The sequence below is a fragment of the Amycolatopsis sp. NPDC114504 genome (assembly GCF_055633595.1).
This window is the reverse complement of sequence record NZ_JBVKDU010000001.1, coordinates 445407-461291: the sequence shown is the minus strand read 5'-3', so window position 1 is coordinate 461291 and position 15885 is coordinate 445407. Positions and strand designations below refer to the sequence as shown.

At 69.3% G+C, this 15885-nt stretch carries 16 protein-coding genes and 2 pseudogenes; 12 read left to right on the top strand and 6 right to left on the bottom strand.

What is annotated here, in order from left to right:
- Nucleotides 1–39: 39 nt before the first annotated feature.
- Nucleotides 40–2850: an AbfB domain-containing protein gene (locus tag ACZ7PG_RS02225; RefSeq protein ID WP_470237259.1), complete on the bottom strand. Its 2811-nt coding sequence runs from the start codon at nucleotides 2848–2850 to the stop codon at nucleotides 40–42.
- A 170-nt stretch (nucleotides 2851–3020) separates the two neighbouring features.
- Between ACZ7PG_RS02225 and ACZ7PG_RS02220 the strand changes: the two genes are divergently transcribed.
- Together ACZ7PG_RS02220 and ACZ7PG_RS02215 are read left to right on the top strand one after the other, a co-directional pair.
- A complete protein-coding gene (locus tag ACZ7PG_RS02220; RefSeq protein ID WP_470237258.1) occupies nucleotides 3021–3371 on the top strand; it encodes a hypothetical protein in 351 nt (116 codons plus the stop codon).
- Nucleotides 3372–3435: 64 nt separating this feature from the next.
- Nucleotides 3436–3960, top strand: a complete 525-nt coding sequence (locus tag ACZ7PG_RS02215) for an RICIN domain-containing protein (RefSeq protein WP_470237257.1) — start codon at nucleotides 3436–3438, stop codon at nucleotides 3958–3960.
- Nucleotides 3961–4086: 126 nt separating this feature from the next.
- Here ACZ7PG_RS02215 and ACZ7PG_RS02210 read toward each other — a convergent pair whose 3' ends face one another.
- Genes ACZ7PG_RS02210 through ACZ7PG_RS02200 form a run of 3 tightly spaced genes read right to left on the bottom strand, consistent with a single transcriptional unit; the run spans nucleotide 4087 to nucleotide 6113 of the window.
- Entirely contained in the window at nucleotides 4087–4653 is a 567-nt protein-coding gene (locus tag ACZ7PG_RS02210) for a helix-turn-helix domain-containing protein (protein ID WP_470237256.1), read from the bottom strand.
- A gap of 58 nt (nucleotides 4654–4711) precedes the next feature.
- Nucleotides 4712–5344 (bottom strand): CoA transferase subunit B, encoded by a 633-nt coding sequence (locus ACZ7PG_RS02205; RefSeq protein WP_470237255.1) that lies wholly within the window; start codon nucleotides 5342–5344, stop codon nucleotides 4712–4714.
- Nucleotide 5345: 1 nt separating this feature from the next.
- On the bottom strand, nucleotides 5346–6113 hold the full coding sequence (locus ACZ7PG_RS02200; RefSeq protein WP_470237254.1) for a CoA transferase subunit A: 768 nt from the start codon (nucleotides 6111–6113) through the stop codon (nucleotides 5346–5348).
- A 105-nt stretch (nucleotides 6114–6218) separates the two neighbouring features.
- On the opposite strand from ACZ7PG_RS02200, the gene ACZ7PG_RS02195 reads away from it, so the two are divergent.
- The 3 genes and pseudogenes from ACZ7PG_RS02195 (at nucleotide 6219) to ACZ7PG_RS02185 (ending at nucleotide 7816) form a co-directional block, all read left to right on the top strand.
- A complete protein-coding gene (locus ACZ7PG_RS02195; protein ID WP_470237253.1) occupies nucleotides 6219–6968 on the top strand; it encodes an IclR family transcriptional regulator in 750 nt (249 codons plus the stop codon).
- Between the two features lie 67 nt (nucleotides 6969–7035).
- A pseudogene (locus ACZ7PG_RS02190) lies at nucleotides 7036–7293 on the top strand (alpha/beta fold hydrolase); the annotation flags it as partial.
- A 67-nt stretch (nucleotides 7294–7360) separates the two neighbouring features.
- Nucleotides 7361–7816, top strand: a complete 456-nt coding sequence (locus ACZ7PG_RS02185) for a hypothetical protein (RefSeq protein WP_470239045.1) — start codon at nucleotides 7361–7363, stop codon at nucleotides 7814–7816.
- Here the strand turns inward: ACZ7PG_RS02185 and ACZ7PG_RS02180 are convergent.
- The gene (locus tag ACZ7PG_RS02180; protein WP_273941014.1) at nucleotides 7800–8156 is read right to left on the bottom strand and encodes a VOC family protein; all 357 of its coding nucleotides are present in this window, start codon (nucleotides 8154–8156) and stop codon (nucleotides 7800–7802) included. The genes ACZ7PG_RS02185 and ACZ7PG_RS02180 overlap by 17 nt on opposite strands.
- 124 nt (nucleotides 8157–8280) lie before the next feature.
- Here ACZ7PG_RS02180 and ACZ7PG_RS02175 point away from each other — a divergent pair.
- A pseudogene (locus ACZ7PG_RS02175) lies at nucleotides 8281–9586 on the top strand (IS1634 family transposase); the annotation flags it as partial.
- Nucleotides 9587–9739: 153 nt separating this feature from the next.
- On the opposite strand, the gene ACZ7PG_RS02170 reads toward ACZ7PG_RS02175, so the two are convergent.
- On the bottom strand, nucleotides 9740–10429 hold the full coding sequence (locus tag ACZ7PG_RS02170; protein ID WP_470237252.1) for an IclR family transcriptional regulator: 690 nt from the start codon (nucleotides 10427–10429) through the stop codon (nucleotides 9740–9742).
- A 95-nt stretch (nucleotides 10430–10524) separates the two neighbouring features.
- Here ACZ7PG_RS02170 and ACZ7PG_RS02165 point away from each other — a divergent pair, with 95 nt between their 5' ends.
- Genes ACZ7PG_RS02165 through ACZ7PG_RS02140 form a run of 6 tightly spaced genes read left to right on the top strand, consistent with a single transcriptional unit; the run spans nucleotide 10525 to nucleotide 15816 of the window.
- The gene (locus ACZ7PG_RS02165; RefSeq protein ID WP_470237251.1) at nucleotides 10525–10914 is read left to right on the top strand and encodes a nuclear transport factor 2 family protein; all 390 of its coding nucleotides are present in this window, start codon (nucleotides 10525–10527) and stop codon (nucleotides 10912–10914) included.
- Nucleotides 10915–10940: 26 nt separating this feature from the next.
- On the top strand, nucleotides 10941–11774 hold the full coding sequence (locus ACZ7PG_RS02160; protein ID WP_470237250.1) for an SDR family NAD(P)-dependent oxidoreductase: 834 nt from the start codon (nucleotides 10941–10943) through the stop codon (nucleotides 11772–11774).
- On the top strand, nucleotides 11767–12543 hold the full coding sequence (locus ACZ7PG_RS02155) for an SDR family NAD(P)-dependent oxidoreductase (protein WP_470237249.1): 777 nt from the start codon (nucleotides 11767–11769) through the stop codon (nucleotides 12541–12543). Before ACZ7PG_RS02160 ends, ACZ7PG_RS02155 begins: the two co-directional genes overlap by 8 nt.
- Nucleotides 12540–13964: an FAD-dependent oxidoreductase gene (locus tag ACZ7PG_RS02150; RefSeq protein WP_470237248.1), complete on the top strand. Its 1425-nt coding sequence runs from the start codon at nucleotides 12540–12542 to the stop codon at nucleotides 13962–13964. Before ACZ7PG_RS02155 ends, ACZ7PG_RS02150 begins: the two co-directional genes overlap by 4 nt.
- Complete coding sequence (locus tag ACZ7PG_RS02145) at nucleotides 13961–15262, top strand: MFS transporter (protein WP_470237247.1); 1302 nt, start codon at nucleotides 13961–13963, stop codon at nucleotides 15260–15262. Before ACZ7PG_RS02150 ends, ACZ7PG_RS02145 begins: the two co-directional genes overlap by 4 nt.
- A 32-nt stretch (nucleotides 15263–15294) precedes the next feature.
- Nucleotides 15295–15816 carry a MarR family winged helix-turn-helix transcriptional regulator gene (locus ACZ7PG_RS02140; RefSeq protein WP_470237246.1) on the top strand — a complete coding sequence of 174 codons (522 nt, stop codon included), beginning with the start codon at nucleotides 15295–15297 and terminating at the stop codon, nucleotides 15814–15816.
- Nucleotides 15817–15885: the final 69 nt, after the last annotated feature.

The following is a 15885-nucleotide window of genomic DNA, read 5'->3' as shown; positions in this document are numbered from 1 at the left end:
GGGCGGAGATACACCGGATTCCGGGAACCCGGCGCGGGCTTACGGGGCCCAGGGTGGCGCGACGGTCCAGCTGCTGTCGGCCGTCACCGTCTGGGGCCGGTCGGAGCCCGTGCCGCCGCCCGAGGCGATGTAGACCGCGGAGTCGAAGTGCCGCAGGAACGCGCCCGGGATGTTGAGCGACTCGAACGTCACGCCGGTGCCGCCGAGACCCGGCCGGGCGCAGAACGTCGCGTCCGCGCGCATCAGGGCCGAGCCGTCGTCCGGGGAGTTGCGGACGCGGCCGTCCTGGTGGCGCAGGAACTGCCCGGGGTAGTTCACCGACTCGAAGGAGGAGCACGAGGACTCCCCGAGCCCGCGCCGCACGGTGTACGTCGCGTCCTGCTTGAGCAACGCGCTGCTGCCGCTGGTCACGACCTCGGTGTAGGCGAGGCCGCCGGCGTGCCGCAGGTACCGGTCGGTGTAGCCCCACGTCGTCACCCGCAGCGACTGCCGCGCGTTCGCCGTCAGGGGCACCGAACTGCGCCACAACGCCGGCGCCGAGACGTCCCACGTCGCGTCGGCGGCGAAGCTCGTCGCCGTGTCCCAGGCGTTCGGGCCACCACTCACGGCCAGGTACACGGTCTCGTCGTAGTGCCGCAGGTACCGGCCGGGCAGGTTCAGCGACTCGAACGACGTCCCGCCGGCGGCGAGCCCCGGCCGGTCGCACCAGGTGGCGTCCGCGGCGAACGTGCCGCCGGTGTCGCTGTCGATCCGGACGCGGTTTTCGGCGTGGCGCAAGAACTTCCCGGGGAAGTTGACCGACTCGAACGAGAAGCAGCGCGGATCCGCGAGCCCGGCGACGGTCCGGAACGAGGCGTCCTGCCGGGGCCCGTCCGCGCTGCCCGTGGTCAGGACGTCGGTGCGGGCGAAGGAATCCGCGTGCCGCAGGTACCGGTCGGTGTACCCGGGGGTGGTGACGCGGAACGACCGGACGTGCCCGAGCGTCAGCGGCACGGCCGCGTTGAGGTTCTTCGACGCGGCGATCAGGTCGGCGTGCGCCGCGCGGACGCGGGCGGTGTCGACCTTCTGCACCCGCCGGTCGTAGGTGAGCAGGCCGTTGTACTCGCCTTCGACGTCGGTGATCTCGGTGTAGACCGACGCCGACAGGCCCTTGGCGGTCATCAGCTGTTTCGCGTCCCGGACCATGCCGGTGTAGCGGTCGTTCAGCTGCGCCGCGCTCGCCATCTGCTCGTAGGCGAAGAAGCCGCCGGTCGGGCTGTACTCGTGACCGGGGTTGCGCAGGCCGAGCCCGCCGAACTCGCCGAGCACCGACACCCGGTTCCCGGACGGCCGGGGCGCGTCCGGGCCGGTGTAGACGTGCCAGTCGATGATGTCGCCGGTGCCCGGGTCACCCTTGGAGGCGCAGCAGTTGAACCCGCTGTGCGCGTTGACCAGCCGGGTCGGGTCCTGGTTCTTGATGTTCGTCGTGACGCGCCTGGTCTCGTCGAGGTTCCACTCGCCCCAGCCTTCGTTGAACGGCACGTACGTCACGACGGCGGGGGAGAAGCGGTGCTCGTCGACGATCTCGCGCGCCTCGGTCTCGAACTCGGCGATCTGCGCCGGCGTCCGGTTGCTGTCGGCCGTCGGAGTCGACGGGATGTCCTGCCACACCAGCAATCCCAGCCGGTCGGCCCAGTAGTACCAGCGGGCGGGCTCGACCTTGATGTGCTTGCGCACCATGTTAAAGCCGAGTTCCTTGTGCTTCTGCAGGTCGGATGCCAATGCCGCGTCGGTCGGCGCGGTGTACAGGCCGTCCGGCCAGAAGCCCTGGTCCAGGGTGCCGATCTGGAACACGAACTCGCCGTTGAGCGTCGGGCGCAGCACGCCGTTCACGTTCTTCGTGCCGACTTCGCGCATGCCGAAGTAGCTGACGACCTGGTCGACCGTCGTGCCGGCGGAGTTGCGCAGCGAAACCCTGAGGTCGTAGAGGAACGGGTCGTCGGGCGACCACCGCCGCGCGTTCGGGACCGGCACCGAGAACTCCGTGAAGCCGCCGGTCGCGCTGCCGACGACGGCGCCGCCGGTCATCGACTCGGCGAGCACGGAGTACCCGCCGACGTCACCGCGGCCGAACACCCGCACGCGTGCCGTGTTGTTCGCGAGGTTCGGGTAGATGTCGACCGAGTAGATCGACGACGGCGCCGTCGGCTCGAGCCAGACGGTCTGCCAGATCCCGGACGACGGCGTGTAGAAGATGCTGGACTGGGCGGTGGCCTGCTTGCCGACGGGCTGCTTCTCGCCGCGGCCGTCGGTCGGGTCGTAGACGCGGACGACGATCTCGTTGGCGCCGCCGTTCAGTCGCGCGGTGATGTCGGCTTCGAACCGGTCGTACCCGCCCTTGTGCGTGGCGACCTGGACGCCGTTGACCCACACGGTGGCTTCGTAGTCGACGGCGCCGAAGTGCAGCTGCACGTTCCGGCCGCCCCACGCTTGCGGCACGGTGAAGGTGCGGCGGTAGAACATCAGGTCGCGGTTGTCGTTGCGCATGATGCCCGACAGTGCCGACTCGACGGGGTAGGGCACGAGGATGCGTTCGGGCAGCGTCTGCCCGAGCGGCGGCGCGGCGTAGCGGTCGACGCTGCCGCCCGCGCCGGTGGCGGGGTTGAGGAACTCCCACTCGCCGTTGAGGGACTGCCAGTCGGGGCGCGTCATCTGCGGCCGCGGGTACTCGGGCAGCGGGTCGGTGGTGCTCACCTGCGAGGTCCACGGCGTGGACAGCGGCGGCGGTTTCGGGGTGACGGCGGCGTCCGCCGTGGGCACCACGACGATCGGGCTCAAGAGCGCGAGAACCAGGACGGCGAGACGGCGCATCGGACTCCTCGGGCACTACCGCGGGCTCGAAAATCGAACATAACAGGTAACACAGGCAAACGGAACAACTCAGAAACCACCAGACAATCAACACTCGCCGGGCGGTCGCCGCCGTTCACACGCGCGAGGCCCGCTGGGGGTTGAGTCCCGGACTGCCGGAGGGTGGCGTCGTGACGGACGAGTGGTACGCGGTGCGGTGCGTCTTCCGGTGGACCGGGGCCGAGGGGCAGCCGTACGAAGAGCGGATCACGGTGTGGCGTGCCGACGGCTTCGATGCGGCCCTCGCGCGGGCGGAGGTGGAGGCGGCGGAGTACGCGGCGGACGCCGGAGTGACCTACCTCGGGCTCGCCCAGGGGTATGCGACGGGGGAGAAGGTCCTCCAGCCCGGCAGCGAAGTGTTCTCGCTGCTGCGCGACAGCCCGTTGCCGCCGGAGGAGTACCTGGACCGCCATTTCGACACCGGCGGGGAGCACGCTGACCGGACGCTCGCCTGCCCGGAAGGGCCGAGTCGGGCCCGCTGACCGGAACCGGCACCCCACGTGTCCGGAACTTCCGGCACCGTCGGGGCGAATTGCGGTGTCGGACGTGGGGAGCGTCGATGAGCTGGAAGAAGTGGCCGCGGTCGTGGCGGGAGTCGTGGCGTCGCTCGGAGCGGCGGCGCCGGTCGCGAGTGCCGCCGACTACGGGCCCTATCCCATCACCGACAACCACGGCGGCCGCTGTCTCCTGCCGCAGGGCACCGGCAACGGCGCGCCGGTCGTGCTGTGGGACTGCTGGCAGGTGACGAACAAGTGGTACCTCCGGTACGTCGCGTACGACAGCCGGTACCAGGTCGTCGACTCCGTCAGCGGCCGCTGCCTCGACGCGGACTTCTCGCGGATCGGCCACAACGGCACGCCGATCCAGCTGTGGGACTGCCTGGGCGGCGGCCAGACCAACCAGGTCTGGTGGGTGTTCCAGGACGGCAACCGCAACTACACCATCCAGAACGTCTACAACTCCCGGTTGCTCGACGCGGATCTTTCGCAGATCGGCCACAACGGCACGCCGGTACAGCTGTGGGACAACCTCGGCGGCGGCCAGATCAACCAGCGCTGGGGCGTTCTTTGATCAGGTGCCGAGCGCTCGTGCGGCTTTCGGCCCGGTCACCACGGTGAGCGGGCCGGCGTCGCGGCCGGCGAGCGGGCGAGGGTGTTCGAGACGCTGGTGGTGCGGCGATGATGGCGCCCCCTCTGATCACCCGCCCAGCGCCCGGGCGGTGCTGGCCAGCCCAGCCACCAGGGTGAGCGAGTTCCGGCCCGGAGCCGGCGTCGCGGCCAGGGCGGCGATGACCGCACCCCCGGGCCCGCGAACCGGAACGGCCACGCTGCCCGCGTCGGCGGCATGGCCCCTCCCGGGGTACGCCACCAGGATCCGGGCCGCGGCGGTGTCCGGCGCCAGCGCCGTCCCCGGGCGGACACCCGCACCCTCGGCCGCGACCACCAGCACTCGTTCCTCCCGCCGTACCGCGAGGAACGTGCCCGCGCGCAGCCGCGCCGACAGGAGTGGCAGCCATTCCCTTGCCCGCGCGCGGAGTTCCGGTTCCCAGCACTCGCCGAGACGGAAGACCCGCGCGCCGATGCGGTAGCCGTCCGGGACGCGTTCGATGGCGCCCAGCCCGGTCAGCTGGTCCAGCAGCCGGTGCGTGGTCGTCTTCGGGAGGTCGCCCGCGCGCACCAGGTCCGTGAACGCGGCCCGGCCGCCGAGCGCGTCCAGGACGTCCAGCAGCGCGAACGCGCCCTCGAGTACCCCTCGGCCGGCCATGCCCGTAGTACAGGGCATCGCGCGCGGCCGCGGAACGGACCTTCGGGCAGCCTCCGGGTCAGGCGACGCGGATCGGCGGCTCGGTCTGCTTCTGCACCTGCTCGACGTCGACGCCCGGGGCGAGCTCGACGAGCGAAAGACCCTCGGGCGTGACGTCGAGGACGCACAGGTCGGTGATGATCCGCTGGACGACGCCGCGGCCGGTGTAGGGCAGCGTGCATTCGTCGACGATCTTGGGCGAGCCGTCGCGGGCGACGTGCTCCATCAGCACGATGACCTTCTTCGCGCCGTGGACCAGGTCCATCGCGCCGCCCATGCCCTTGACCATCTTGCCGGGGATCATCCAGTTCGCGAGGTCGCCCGCCGCGGAGACCTGCATCGCGCCGAGGATGGCGGCGTCGATCTTGCCGCCGCGGATCATCCCGAAGGACAACGCCGAGTCGAAGAACGACGCTCCCTTTCGGACGGTCACCGTCTCCTTGCCCGCGTTGATCAGGTCCGGGTCGACGGCGTCCTCCTCGGGGTAGGGGCCGACGCCGAGGATGCCATTCTCCGACTGCAGGACGAGCTCGACGTCGTCGGGGACGTAGTTCGGCACCAGGGTAGGCAGGCCGATCCCGAGGTTGACGTAGTCGCCGTCGCGCAGCTCGCCGGCGGCGCGGGCGGCCATCTGGTTGCGGTCCCAGGCCATGTCAGGCCTCCGTTCCGGTGCGCACCGTGCGCTTCTCGATCGGCTTGTCCGCGGCCTGCTCCGGCGTCAGCGCGACGACGCGGTGCACGTAGGCGCCCGGCAGGTGGATGTCGTTCGGGTCGAGCTCGCCGGGCTCGACCAGCTCCTCGACCTCGGCGACGGTGATGCGGCCGGACATCGCGGCCAGCGGGTTGAAGTTGCGGGCCGCGTCCTTGAAGACGAGGTTCCCGTGCCGGTCGCCGCGCCACGCGCGGACCAGCCCGAAGTCGGCGACGATCGCGCGTTCGAGGACGTACTCCTTGCCGTCGAAGCTCTTCTTCTGCTTCGGCGGGCTCGCCTTCTCGACGGCGCCGGCTGAGTCGTACTTCCACGGCAGGCCACCGTCGGCGACCTGGGTGCCGGCCCCGGTGGCGGTGAAGAACGCGGGGATGCCGGAACCGCCGGCGCGCAGCCGTTCGGCGAGCGTGCCCTGCGGGGTCAGCTCGACCTCCAGCTCGCCGCCGAGGTACTGGCGGGCGAACTCCTTGTTCTCGCCGACGTAGGAAGCGACGACGCGACGCAGGCGGCCGGCGCCGAGGAGGATTCCGAGCCCCCAGCCGTCCACTCCGGCGTTGTTCGAGACCACTTCGAGGTTCGTCGTCCCCGCTTCGAACAGCGCTTGGACGAGAACGGCGGGTACGCCGCACATCCCGAAGCCGCCCACCGCGAGGGTGGCGCTGTCGGGGATGTCGGCGATGGCCTGTGCGGCCGACACGATCACCTTGTCCATGGGGGACATGAGACCTTTTGTGGCGGGATGCGGTCAATCAGTGAACGCTAGTGACCTGGGTATTGTTCGTCTGGTGGTCGGATTAGATGGGGTAGTGTTCACTGAGTGGACGCTCCTTCAGACCTTGTCGGCCGGACTCATCGGGCTTTGCGGGCGGTTGCCGTTCATGAGCCTGAGGGTGGGACGACTACCGCTGTGGCTCGGGAAGCCGGGTTGCCTCGGCCTACCGTGCATCGGTTGCTGATCTCGCTGCAGGGTGTCGGGCTCGTCGAGCGGGATGGCGATCGGTGGGTGCTCGGGCCCGAGTTGTACTTCCTCGGGGTGGCTGCCGCTCGGCGCTATGACGTCACCGAGGCCGCGTTGCCGGTCGTGCGGCGGCTGGCTTTGGCTACGGGGGAGAGTGCGTTCTTCTCCGCTCGGCGGGGGGAGGAGACGATCTGTTTGATTCGGGAGGATGGGGCTTTTCCGATCCGCAGCCATGTTCTTTTCGAGGGGGCTCGGTTTCCTTTGGGGGTTGTTTCGGCGGGGATGGTGATCCTTGCTCATCTGCCGGATCGGGAGGTCGAGGACTATCTGGGCCGGGTCGATCTTGCTGCGGTGTACGGGCCTCAGCACGACGTCGGCGAGATTCGGCGGCACATCGCGGCTACTCGGACTCAGGGGTATTCGCTGAATCCTGGTCTCGTGGTGGAGGGGAGCTGGGGATTGGCCGCGGCGGTTTTTGATCAGGGTGGGGCTCCGCGGTGGGCGTTGAGCTTGACCGGGGTGGCACACCGCTTCGGCCCCGAGCGGATCCCCCAGCTGGGGGCTTTGCTGCTGCGGGAGGCTCATGCTCTGTCGGAAATTTTGGGGTGAGATTCTTCGCAACCCCGAAGCCTTCATTGTGACCTGACTTGGCTCAAGATCGCTGATCTTGGGTAGGGTGCTGGCTGTTGAGCTGCGGTTTCGTCGTGTGAACGGCGAAAATCTGCGCACTAAGCGGCCGGTTCCAGCGGTCTGCCCATCGCTTCCCGGTTACGGCTTCAGCGACAAGCCGGCCGCGCCGGGGTGGGGGATCGAGCGGATATCCGACGCGTGGTGCGAGCTGATGGCCCGGCTCGGCTACCGGCGGTTCGGCGCCCAGGGCAGCGACTGGGGCACCAGCATCGCCACGAGCATCGGTCAACGGCAACCCGATCGGGTCGCCGGCATCCATCTCATGCCGCCGCTCGCACCGCCCGATCCGGCCACGTTGGACGACCTCACCGGTGCCGAAGCGGGCGGCGCTCGCGACACTGCGGGAGGCGGACGAATGGGGCTCCGGATACTCGGCGCAGCAGTCGACCCGGCCGCAGACGGTCGGCTACGGGCTGGTCGACTCGCCGGCCGCCCTCTGCGCCTGGATCGTCGAGAAGTTCTGGTCGTGGACCGACTCCGGTGGCGACCTGCATCGGGTTATTACCCGGGATGAGCTGCTCGACAACCTGATGCTCTACTGGCTGCCCGGCACCGGTGCCTCATCCGCCCGGCTGTACTGGGAAAGCCTCCGGCAGGTCAACGAATGGATCTCCGGGTCGGCCGGCGCGCCGGTTCCCGAACATCCGGTACTGGAACGAGCCCGGCAAGGGCGGCCACTTCGCGGCGTTCGAGCAGCCGGCGTTGTTCGTCGACGAGGTCCGGTCATTCTTCCGGCTGGTCCGCTGATGGTCACCCGTACTCGGTAAGCGGCTGGCTAAAGATCAACAAGTGCCCATCGGGTGTCCGTACGTTGAAGTCGCGCATCCCGTAGGGCCGGTCAGCCAGTGGCTCGACGATGTCGGCGCCGCGGGCGCGCAGCTCGTCGTGGCAGGAATCGACGTCGTCGACGACAACTGTCACCCTGGCCGGGCCGACGCTGCTTTCGGCGTACAGGTGGAATTCGGCGGTGTCGCGGATCACGGCCGCGTAGCTGGGTGGGGTCTCCCAGGTGAATATGGTGTCGAATCCGAGCGCGTCCGTGAAGTACGACCGCGCTGCCTGCACATCTCGGCACGGCAGCACGGGAATCGCCACCCGCATGACCATTCCGTCACTTTACCTGACTTTGGCTCAAGATCACTGATCTTGGGTAGGGTGCTGGCTGTTGAGCTGCGGTTTCGTCGTGTGAACGGCGAAAATCTGCGCACTCCTCGCGTCGCGGGTCGCGGGTCGCGGGTCGCGGGACATCGAGCACATCGGCTCGGCGCATGACGATGCGGCGTTGGAGGCGCTCAAGGCGGTGGCGAGGCAGCGTCTGGCTGTGGGGCAGCCCGAGCTCGACTTTGGCCCGGACTTCGCGGCGTTGCAGGCCGGCAGTGGTGCTGGTGGTGGGCCGCTTGCGATCACGTCGTCGCGGATGGGGTACCTGTGGGACGCGCTCGGCCACGCCTACCAGCTGTTGGGGTTCGAGGAGGCCGCTGGTGGTGACGAGGTGTTCCGATTACTGGTGCTGGCACGGATCGTCGAGCCGACCAGCAAGCTGGACAGTCTGCGGGTGGTCGAGGTGTCGACCCGCCGGCGTACGCGACCCTCAAGCGGCGTCTGCCCGCGTTCGCGAAAGAGTCCTGGCGGCAGAAGTTGGCCGCGGCGTGCGCCCGCACCGCTGATCTGGGGCCGGCGTCACTGGTTCTCTGCGATGTGTCCACCTTGTACTTCGAGACCGATGCCGGGGACGGGTTCCGTGAGCCCGGGTTCTCCAAAGAACGCCGCCTGGAGCCGCAGATCACGATCGGGCTGCTCACCGACGCAAGCGGGTTTCCGTTGATGGTTAACGCGTTCGAGGGCAACCGGGGCGAGACCACTACGATGCTGCCGACCATCCGTGCGTTCATAGATGTCCACCAGCCGGCTGATGTCACGGTCGTGGCCGACGCTGGCATGATCTCTCCGGCCAACCAGCAGGTCATCGAGGCCGCGGGGTTGTCGTTCATCCTCGGCGCGCGATACCCGACGTGCCGTACGTGGTCCAGGCGTGGCGCCACGAGCACCCGGATGAGCAGATCCCCGACGGGCACATCTTCACCCAGCCCTGGCCTGCCGGCCCCAAGGACCAGCGCCGCGACAGGCCGTCGCCGGCAAGACCGCGGTCAAACGCAACCGGTTCATCCAGCTCACCGGCGCCACCAAGAGTGTCAACCGGACCCTGGAAGCCAAGGCACGCGCCCTTGCCGGCCTCAAAGGCCTACCACCGACTGTTCCACATCGAGAAGTCGTTCCGAATGTCCAAACACGACCTACGTGCGCGGCCGATCTACCACCACAAGCGCGAGTCGATCGACGCGCACCTGACGGTCGTGTTCGCCGCCCTGGCCGTCAGCAGGTGGATCGAGCAGACCACCGGCTGGTCGATCAAGAAGTTCGTGCGCACCACCCGCCGCTACCGCACCATCAACATCCAGGCCGGCGAGCACACCCTCACCGCCGTCGACCCGCTACCCGACGACCTCACCCGCATCCACGATCGCGGTGCGCACTAATTTGGGCCAAGTCAGGTTCGCAACCCCGAAGCCTTCATTGTGACTACGGCCGGCGGTACCGCGTCAAGGCGGGAAAGATGCCTTGACCCGGCGCCGCCGGCCGTGTTCTGGCTTCGGATCGGGGTTGCGGGAGGGTCTGGGTTGCTTCGCTGCTCAGCCGAGCTGGGCGCTCAGTCTCTGTGCTGCCGCTAGCACCATTCGCCCTAGTTCTTCCGGGTCCGGGGCCTCGAACAACGACAGCCCGATGCTCGTCTCCGGGTGGTCGCGTCCGGTGGGGACGATGGCCGAAATCCCTGTGATGCCCGGTGCTATCTCGCCTTTCGACACCGCGAATCCGCGCTCGCGGGCCCTGGTCACCTCTTCCCGCTCGCCCGGTAGTGGTGGGGCGGCCGCCAGGATTGCCAAGCCTGCCGATCCTCGGCCGATCGGGTCCAGCTGGCCTGATCGGAATGCCACGTGCATTGCCGCTCTTCTCGGCTCGACGATCATCAGCATCCGGACCTGCTCCGCGTTCTCCCGCACCACCAGGTGCGCCGATGCCTGGGCCGAGTCCGTCAGCTCCTCCAGCACCGGCCGGGCCAACGTGCGCAGGTCCTGCTCCACCGGCTCGGCCAGCCGAACCAACCCCGTTCCCAGCGAGATGCGCTTGAAGCGGTCGCGGCGGCACAGGTAGTGCGCCTCCAGGGTCCGGACCAGCCGGTGCGCCACTGTCCGGTGCACGCCGATGCCGTCCGCGATTTCGGTCAGTGTCAGGCCTCCGGGGTGCTGGACCAGTAGCTCCAGCACCTGCAGTCCGTGGTGCAACGTCTTCGAAGTCCCGGACGCGGGCAGCGTCGATTCCACACGCGGCTCCCTTGACGACACGAAAGTGGCGACCTACTGTCCTACACATATTAGCACGCCGCGTGCGAATATAGCACGTACCAACGGAGGTTTCGATGCGAGTGGCGACCGAGGACGTCGTGGCCGTGCACCAGCTCTACGGCCGCCAGAGCCACGCCATCGACTCGGGCCGTGCCGCCGAGTGGGCTGCCACCTTCACCTCGGATGGCGAGTTCCACTCGCCCACCTACCCCGAGCCCGCCGCCGGCACCGGTGAACTCACCGCGTTCGCCGAGCGCTTCCACGCCTCCGGAGAGACGCTCAGGCACGTGATCAGCACCGTCCACGTCCGCCCGGGTGACACCCCGGACACCCTGCGCGCCGATGCCTACCTGCAGATCGTCGCCAGTACGCACCTCGTGCGGCTGACCGTCCTCGAGGACGACCTCGTCCGCGACGGCGATGGCTGGCGCGTCCGGCGGCGGACCGTGCATCGCGACTCCTGATCCACCGAACAGAGAGAAGAACAACCATGACGACCCACGAGCCCACCGGTCCCGGGCGGGTCCTGCAGCAGCCGGTCACCACGGTCTACCCCGAGTTCCCCGGCAAGGTCGCCGTGATCACCGGCGCCGGCCGCGGGATGGGTGCCCGGTTCGCCGCCGCCCTCGCCACCCGCGGGGTCGACGTCGTCGGTGGGGACATCGATGGTGACGCCATGGCTGCCACCGCCGCCGAGCTGACCTCGGCCCTCGCCGAGGAGTCCCTCGAGGCCAAGCCTGGGCGGATCGTGCCCGCGACGCTTGACGTCACCAAGGCCGCCGACCACCTTGCCCTCGCTCAGCGCGCCATCGACGAGTTCGGGCGGATCGACTTCTGGGTCAACAATGCCGGGATCTTCCCGTTCGCGGAGGTCGCCGAGATCACGCCGGAGCAGATTCGCGCGACGCTGTCGGTCAATGTCGAGGGCGTTCTCTTCGGTGCCCAGGCCGCCGCGAAGCACATGAATCCCGGCGGTGCCATCGTCAACATGTCCTCGGTGTCGGCAGTGCGCGTGCGTAAGGGCCGTGGTGCCTACTGCAGCTCCAAGGCCGCCGTCGCGCACCTCACCGAGTCGCTCGCCGTCGAGCTCGGTGACCAGGGCCTGCGTGTCAACTCCATCGCGCCCGGCTACATCGACACCGAGATGACGCGGTGGATCCAGGACGATGCCCCGGCGCTCGCCAAGGCCCTCGACGCCGTGCCGCTGCACCGGATCGGCTCGCCCGAAGAGGTCGCCGGTGTGCTGCTGTTCCTGCTGTCGGACAGCGCGCGGTACGTGACCGGGCACAGCATCGCCGTCGACGGCGGGTCGCGGCATGTCTGAGTACCCGGACGTCGTCCTCGTCACCGGCGCCGCGGGTGGCATGGGCGCGTCCCACGCCCGTGCGCTCGGGGCCCTCGGTGTCCACGTCTGCGTGGCCGATGTCGCCGATCCTTCCGAAACCACCGAGAAGATCGTCGCCGACGGTGGTTCGGCGTCGGCTCATCACCTCGACGTCACCGATCCTTCTCAGTGGGACGTCGTGATCGGCGAGATCCGGGCGCGGCAAGGGAAGCTCGGTGGGCTGGTCAACAACGCCGGCATCTCGCGGCGGCTGGAGTTCATGGACACCACCGCCGAAGTCTGGGACCGGGTTGTCGCGGTCAACCTGACCGGGCCGTTCCACGGGATGCGCGCCGCCGCCCCGCTGATGCGGGACTCCGGGGGCGGCTCGATCGTCAACATCTCCTCGATCTCCGGGCAGATCGGCTACTTCTCGCCCGCGTACTCGGCCAGCAAGTGGGGCCTGACCGGACTGTCGAAGTCGGCCGCCGGGAACTTCGCGCGCTGGGGGATCCGGGTCAACTCCGTCCATCCGGGACTCGTCGGCACGGCCTTGCTCGCGGGCGCCGACGCCTTCGTCCAGTCCGCTGTGGACAGCGTCCCGGCCGGGCGCATGGGCCGCCCCGACGAGATCACGGACGCCGTGCTGTTCCTGCTCTCGGGCAAGTCCACCTACATGACCGGCAGCGAGGTCACCGTCGACGGCGGCCTCGTCTCGAACGGGCTCTATCACCGCATCGTCGCGGAGTCGGGAGGTGACCTCGGATGAGCACCGAGGAGTACGACGTCGTCGTCGTGGGCGGTGGGGGCGCGGGCCTCGCGGCCGCCGTGTCCGCCGCCGAGCGCGGCGCGTCCGTCCTGCTGTTCGAGGCCGAAAAAGAACTCGGTGGCTCGACGCAGCTGTCCGCGGGGATGTTCACCGCCGCCGGTACCAGTGTCCAAAAGGGACTGGGCATCGACGATACGCCCGAGAAGTTCTTCCAGCACTACATGGACCTCAACCAGTGGCAGCTCAAACCCGGGCTGGTGCGCGCGTTCTGCGAGGAAGCCGGCCCGGCGCTCGAGTGGCTGATCGGGCTGGGTGCCGACATCCCGGTGCAGGTGTCGCACAACGCGCACTCGCCGGGGCTGACCCGCGCCGGCGTCGAAGACGTCTGGCGTGCGCACGTGCCGAAGGACCAGGGCTACGGCCTCGTCCAGGTCCTCGACCGGGCCAGACGCAAGGCCGGCGTCGAAGCCGTGCTGAACACGCGGGTCGAGCGGCTGCTCGTCGAAGGCGGGCGCGTCACCGGTGTGGTCGCCGACGGGATCGACGTGCCCGCGAAGGCCGTCATCGTCACGACCGGCGGGTTCGCCCGGGACCCCGCGCTGGTCACCCGTCACTACCCGGCCGCCGACGCCGCGGGTGAGGACCTGTTCGTCGTGGCGGCGGACGGCTCCCGGGGCGACCATCTGGCGTTCGGCGAGCAGGTCGACGCGGCCATCGCCGGGGACGGCTGGGGGCTGCTGCTGCCCACCGCGTACTTCCAGCGGCTGCACCACTGGCAGTCCGGCTTCCCGCCGGTGTCGCGGGTGCTGGTCAACGTCCACGGCCGCCGGTTCATGGACGAAGACGCGTCCTACGCGGTGTCCAGTGGGATCATCGACCTCCAGGGCGGTCCCGTGTGGACGGTCTTCGACGAGCGGGCCCGCACCACGCTGCCCGCCGGGTACGCCCACTGGGACGCCGACCACGTCCTGGCCGAAGCCGAGGCCGGCCGCACCGTGCGGGCCGACAGCGTCGAGGAGCTGGCCGGGAAGCTGGGCGTGCCCGCCGACGCGCTGCGGGCGACGCTCGAGCGCTGGAACGCCAACCTGCCCGAGGACCCGGACTTCCTGCGGCACGAAACCCTGGCCGCCAAGGGCCGCACCGCGCCGCCCGACCCGATCGGGACGCCGCCGTTCTACGCGGCGCGCACCCTGCCCGCCGAGCTCGTCTGCACCCACGCCGGGCTCGAGATCGACGGCACCGCCGCCGTGCTCGACGCGCGCGGGGAGCGCGTGCCCGGCCTCTTCGCCGCGGGGGAGGCCGGAGCCGGTGTGCTCGGGCCGCGGTACGTCGGCGGCGGGAACGCCGTCGCCAACGCCATCACCATGGGCCGCGTCGCCGGCCGCAGCGCCACTCACTCAACGCCGAGGAGCACCCCATGACCGTCCACACCGGATCCGCGAGCACCGCGGTCGGGAGACGCACCGTCCGCAAGGTCGCCGTGCGGATCATGCCGATCGTCGGCCTGCTCTACATCTTCAACTACATGGACCGCGCGAACATCGGCTACGCCCAGCTCGGCATGGGCAAGGAGCTGGCGATCGACGCCGCCACGTTCGGGGCCGCGTCGGCGATCTTCTTCCTCGCCTACGTCGTGTTCGAGATCCCCAGCAACATGATCATGAAGAAGGTCGGCGCGCGGCTGTGGCTGAGCCGGATCGCGGTCAGCTGGGGCATCGTCACGGTGGTCACCGGGTTCGTCGCGAGCACGACGCACCTGATCATCGCGCGGATCGTGCTCGGCATCGCCGAAGCCGGGCTCTTCCCGGGCCTGCTGCTGTACCTGACGCTGTGGTTCCGCGGGAAGGAACGCGGCCGCGCCATCGCGACGCTCGCACTGGCCCAGCCGATCGCGCTGATCCTCGGCAGCCTCACCGGCGGCTGGATCCTCGACCACGCGCACTGGCTCGGGATGAGCAGCTGGCAGTGGGTGTTCGTGCTGCAGGGCGCGCCGGCCGTGCTGATCGGCGTCGTCACGTTCCTGTGGCTGCCGAACAAGCCGTCGGAGGCGAAGTTCCTCAGCCGGGAAGAGCGCGACTGGCTGCAGACGGAGATCGATAAGGAGTACGTGCCGGAGGAGAAGGAGACCTTCCTCGGCCAGCTGAAGGCGGTCCGCAACGGCAAGGTGCTGCACCTGGCGTTCTCGAACCTGTTCATCGCCTGCGGCCTCTACGGGCTGACGTTCTTCCTGCCGCTGATCGTCAAGCAGCTCGACCCGAAGTACTCCTCGACCAACATCGGGCTGCTCGGCGCGATCCCGTACGTCGTCGGCGCGGTCGGCATGCTGCTGCTGGCGCGCAACTCCGACCGGACCGGCGAACGCAAGGGGCACGTGATCGTCCTGGTGCTCGTCGCGGCGCTGGGCTTCTTCGGCGCCATCCAGTTCAAGTCGGTGCCCGCGCTGTCGCTGATCAGCCTGTCGCTGGCGGCGATCGGCGTGCTCGGCTACCTGGCGCCGTACTGGGCGATGGCGTCGAAGGTGCTGTCGAAGGAGCACACGGCGGTCGGGCTGGCCGCGATCAACTCGATCGCGGCGCTGGGCGGGTTCTTCGGGCCGTACGCGATCGGGCTGGCGGCGACCGACACCGACGTCACGGTCGGGCTGTACTTCCCGATCGGCTGCCTGGTGCTCTCGGCGATCATGCTCGCGTTCCTGAAGGTCCCGCGCGAGCGAAACTAGTTTCAAGTTTGACTATTTGTTAGAGTGCTCCGATGGAAGAGGAGCTGGACTTCTGGTCGTTCGTCGAGCTGGCCAACCGCCGGCTCGCGACGGAGTACGGCTTCCGCCACCAGCTGGCGACCGAGGTGCTGCTGACCCTCAACCGGGCGTCGGACCTGGTCACCTACGACCTGGAGGCCGCGGTGCACCGGCCGCGCGGCCGGTCGTGGTCGGCGTTCCGGCTGCTGTTCGTGGTCTGGCTGGCCGGGCCGCTGGAGCCGAAGACCGCCGCCCGGCTCACCGGCATGAGCCGGGCGGCGGTGTCGAACCTGATGAAGCCGCTCGTCGCGGACGGCCTGCTCGACCGCGTCCCGGACGAGCGCGACGGCCGCTCGGTCCAGCTTTCGCTGACCGAGGCCGGCCAGGCGGAGATGGTCTCGGTGTTCCGCGAGCACAACGAACGCGAGTTCGGCTGGACGGACGCGCTGACCGGGGAAGAACAGCGGATCCTGGTGATGCTGCTGGGCAAGCTGATCGCCGGGCGGGCCGGATCCGACACCCGCAGCCGCCGCTAGCCTCTACCCGTGGCGCGCGCCGGGGGCTACGCTGCCCCTAAGATAGTAAAAGCGTGAACTAAATCGGCC

Bases quoted from the DNA above. Each gene is read 5' to 3' on its own strand.
- ACZ7PG_RS02155 (WP_470237249.1), top strand. From the start codon at position 11,767: ATGTCTGAGTACCCGGACGTCGTCCTCGTCACCGGCGCCGCGGGTGGC.
- ACZ7PG_RS02210 (WP_470237256.1), bottom strand. From the start codon at position 4,653: ATGGCCGGCCGAGGGGTACTCGAGGGCGCGTTCGCGCTGCTGGACGTC.
- ACZ7PG_RS02145 (WP_470237247.1), top strand. From the start codon at position 13,961: ATGACCGTCCACACCGGATCCGCGAGCACCGCGGTCGGGAGACGCACC.
- ACZ7PG_RS02200 (WP_470237254.1), bottom strand. From the start codon at position 6,113: ATGGACAAGGTGATCGTGTCGGCCGCACAGGCCATCGCCGACATCCCC.
- ACZ7PG_RS02205 (WP_470237255.1), bottom strand. From the start codon at position 5,344: ATGGCCTGGGACCGCAACCAGATGGCCGCCCGCGCCGCCGGCGAGCTG.
- ACZ7PG_RS02140 (WP_470237246.1), top strand. From the start codon at position 15,295: ATGGAAGAGGAGCTGGACTTCTGGTCGTTCGTCGAGCTGGCCAACCGC.
- ACZ7PG_RS02180 (WP_273941014.1), bottom strand. From the start codon at position 8,156: ATGGTCATGCGGGTGGCGATTCCCGTGCTGCCGTGCCGAGATGTGCAG.
- ACZ7PG_RS02225 (WP_470237259.1), bottom strand. From the start codon at position 2,850: ATGCGCCGTCTCGCCGTCCTGGTTCTCGCGCTCTTGAGCCCGATCGTC.
- ACZ7PG_RS02160 (WP_470237250.1), top strand. From the start codon at position 10,941: ATGACGACCCACGAGCCCACCGGTCCCGGGCGGGTCCTGCAGCAGCCG.
- ACZ7PG_RS02165 (WP_470237251.1), top strand. From the start codon at position 10,525: ATGCGAGTGGCGACCGAGGACGTCGTGGCCGTGCACCAGCTCTACGGC.
- ACZ7PG_RS02150 (WP_470237248.1), top strand. From the start codon at position 12,540: ATGAGCACCGAGGAGTACGACGTCGTCGTCGTGGGCGGTGGGGGCGCG.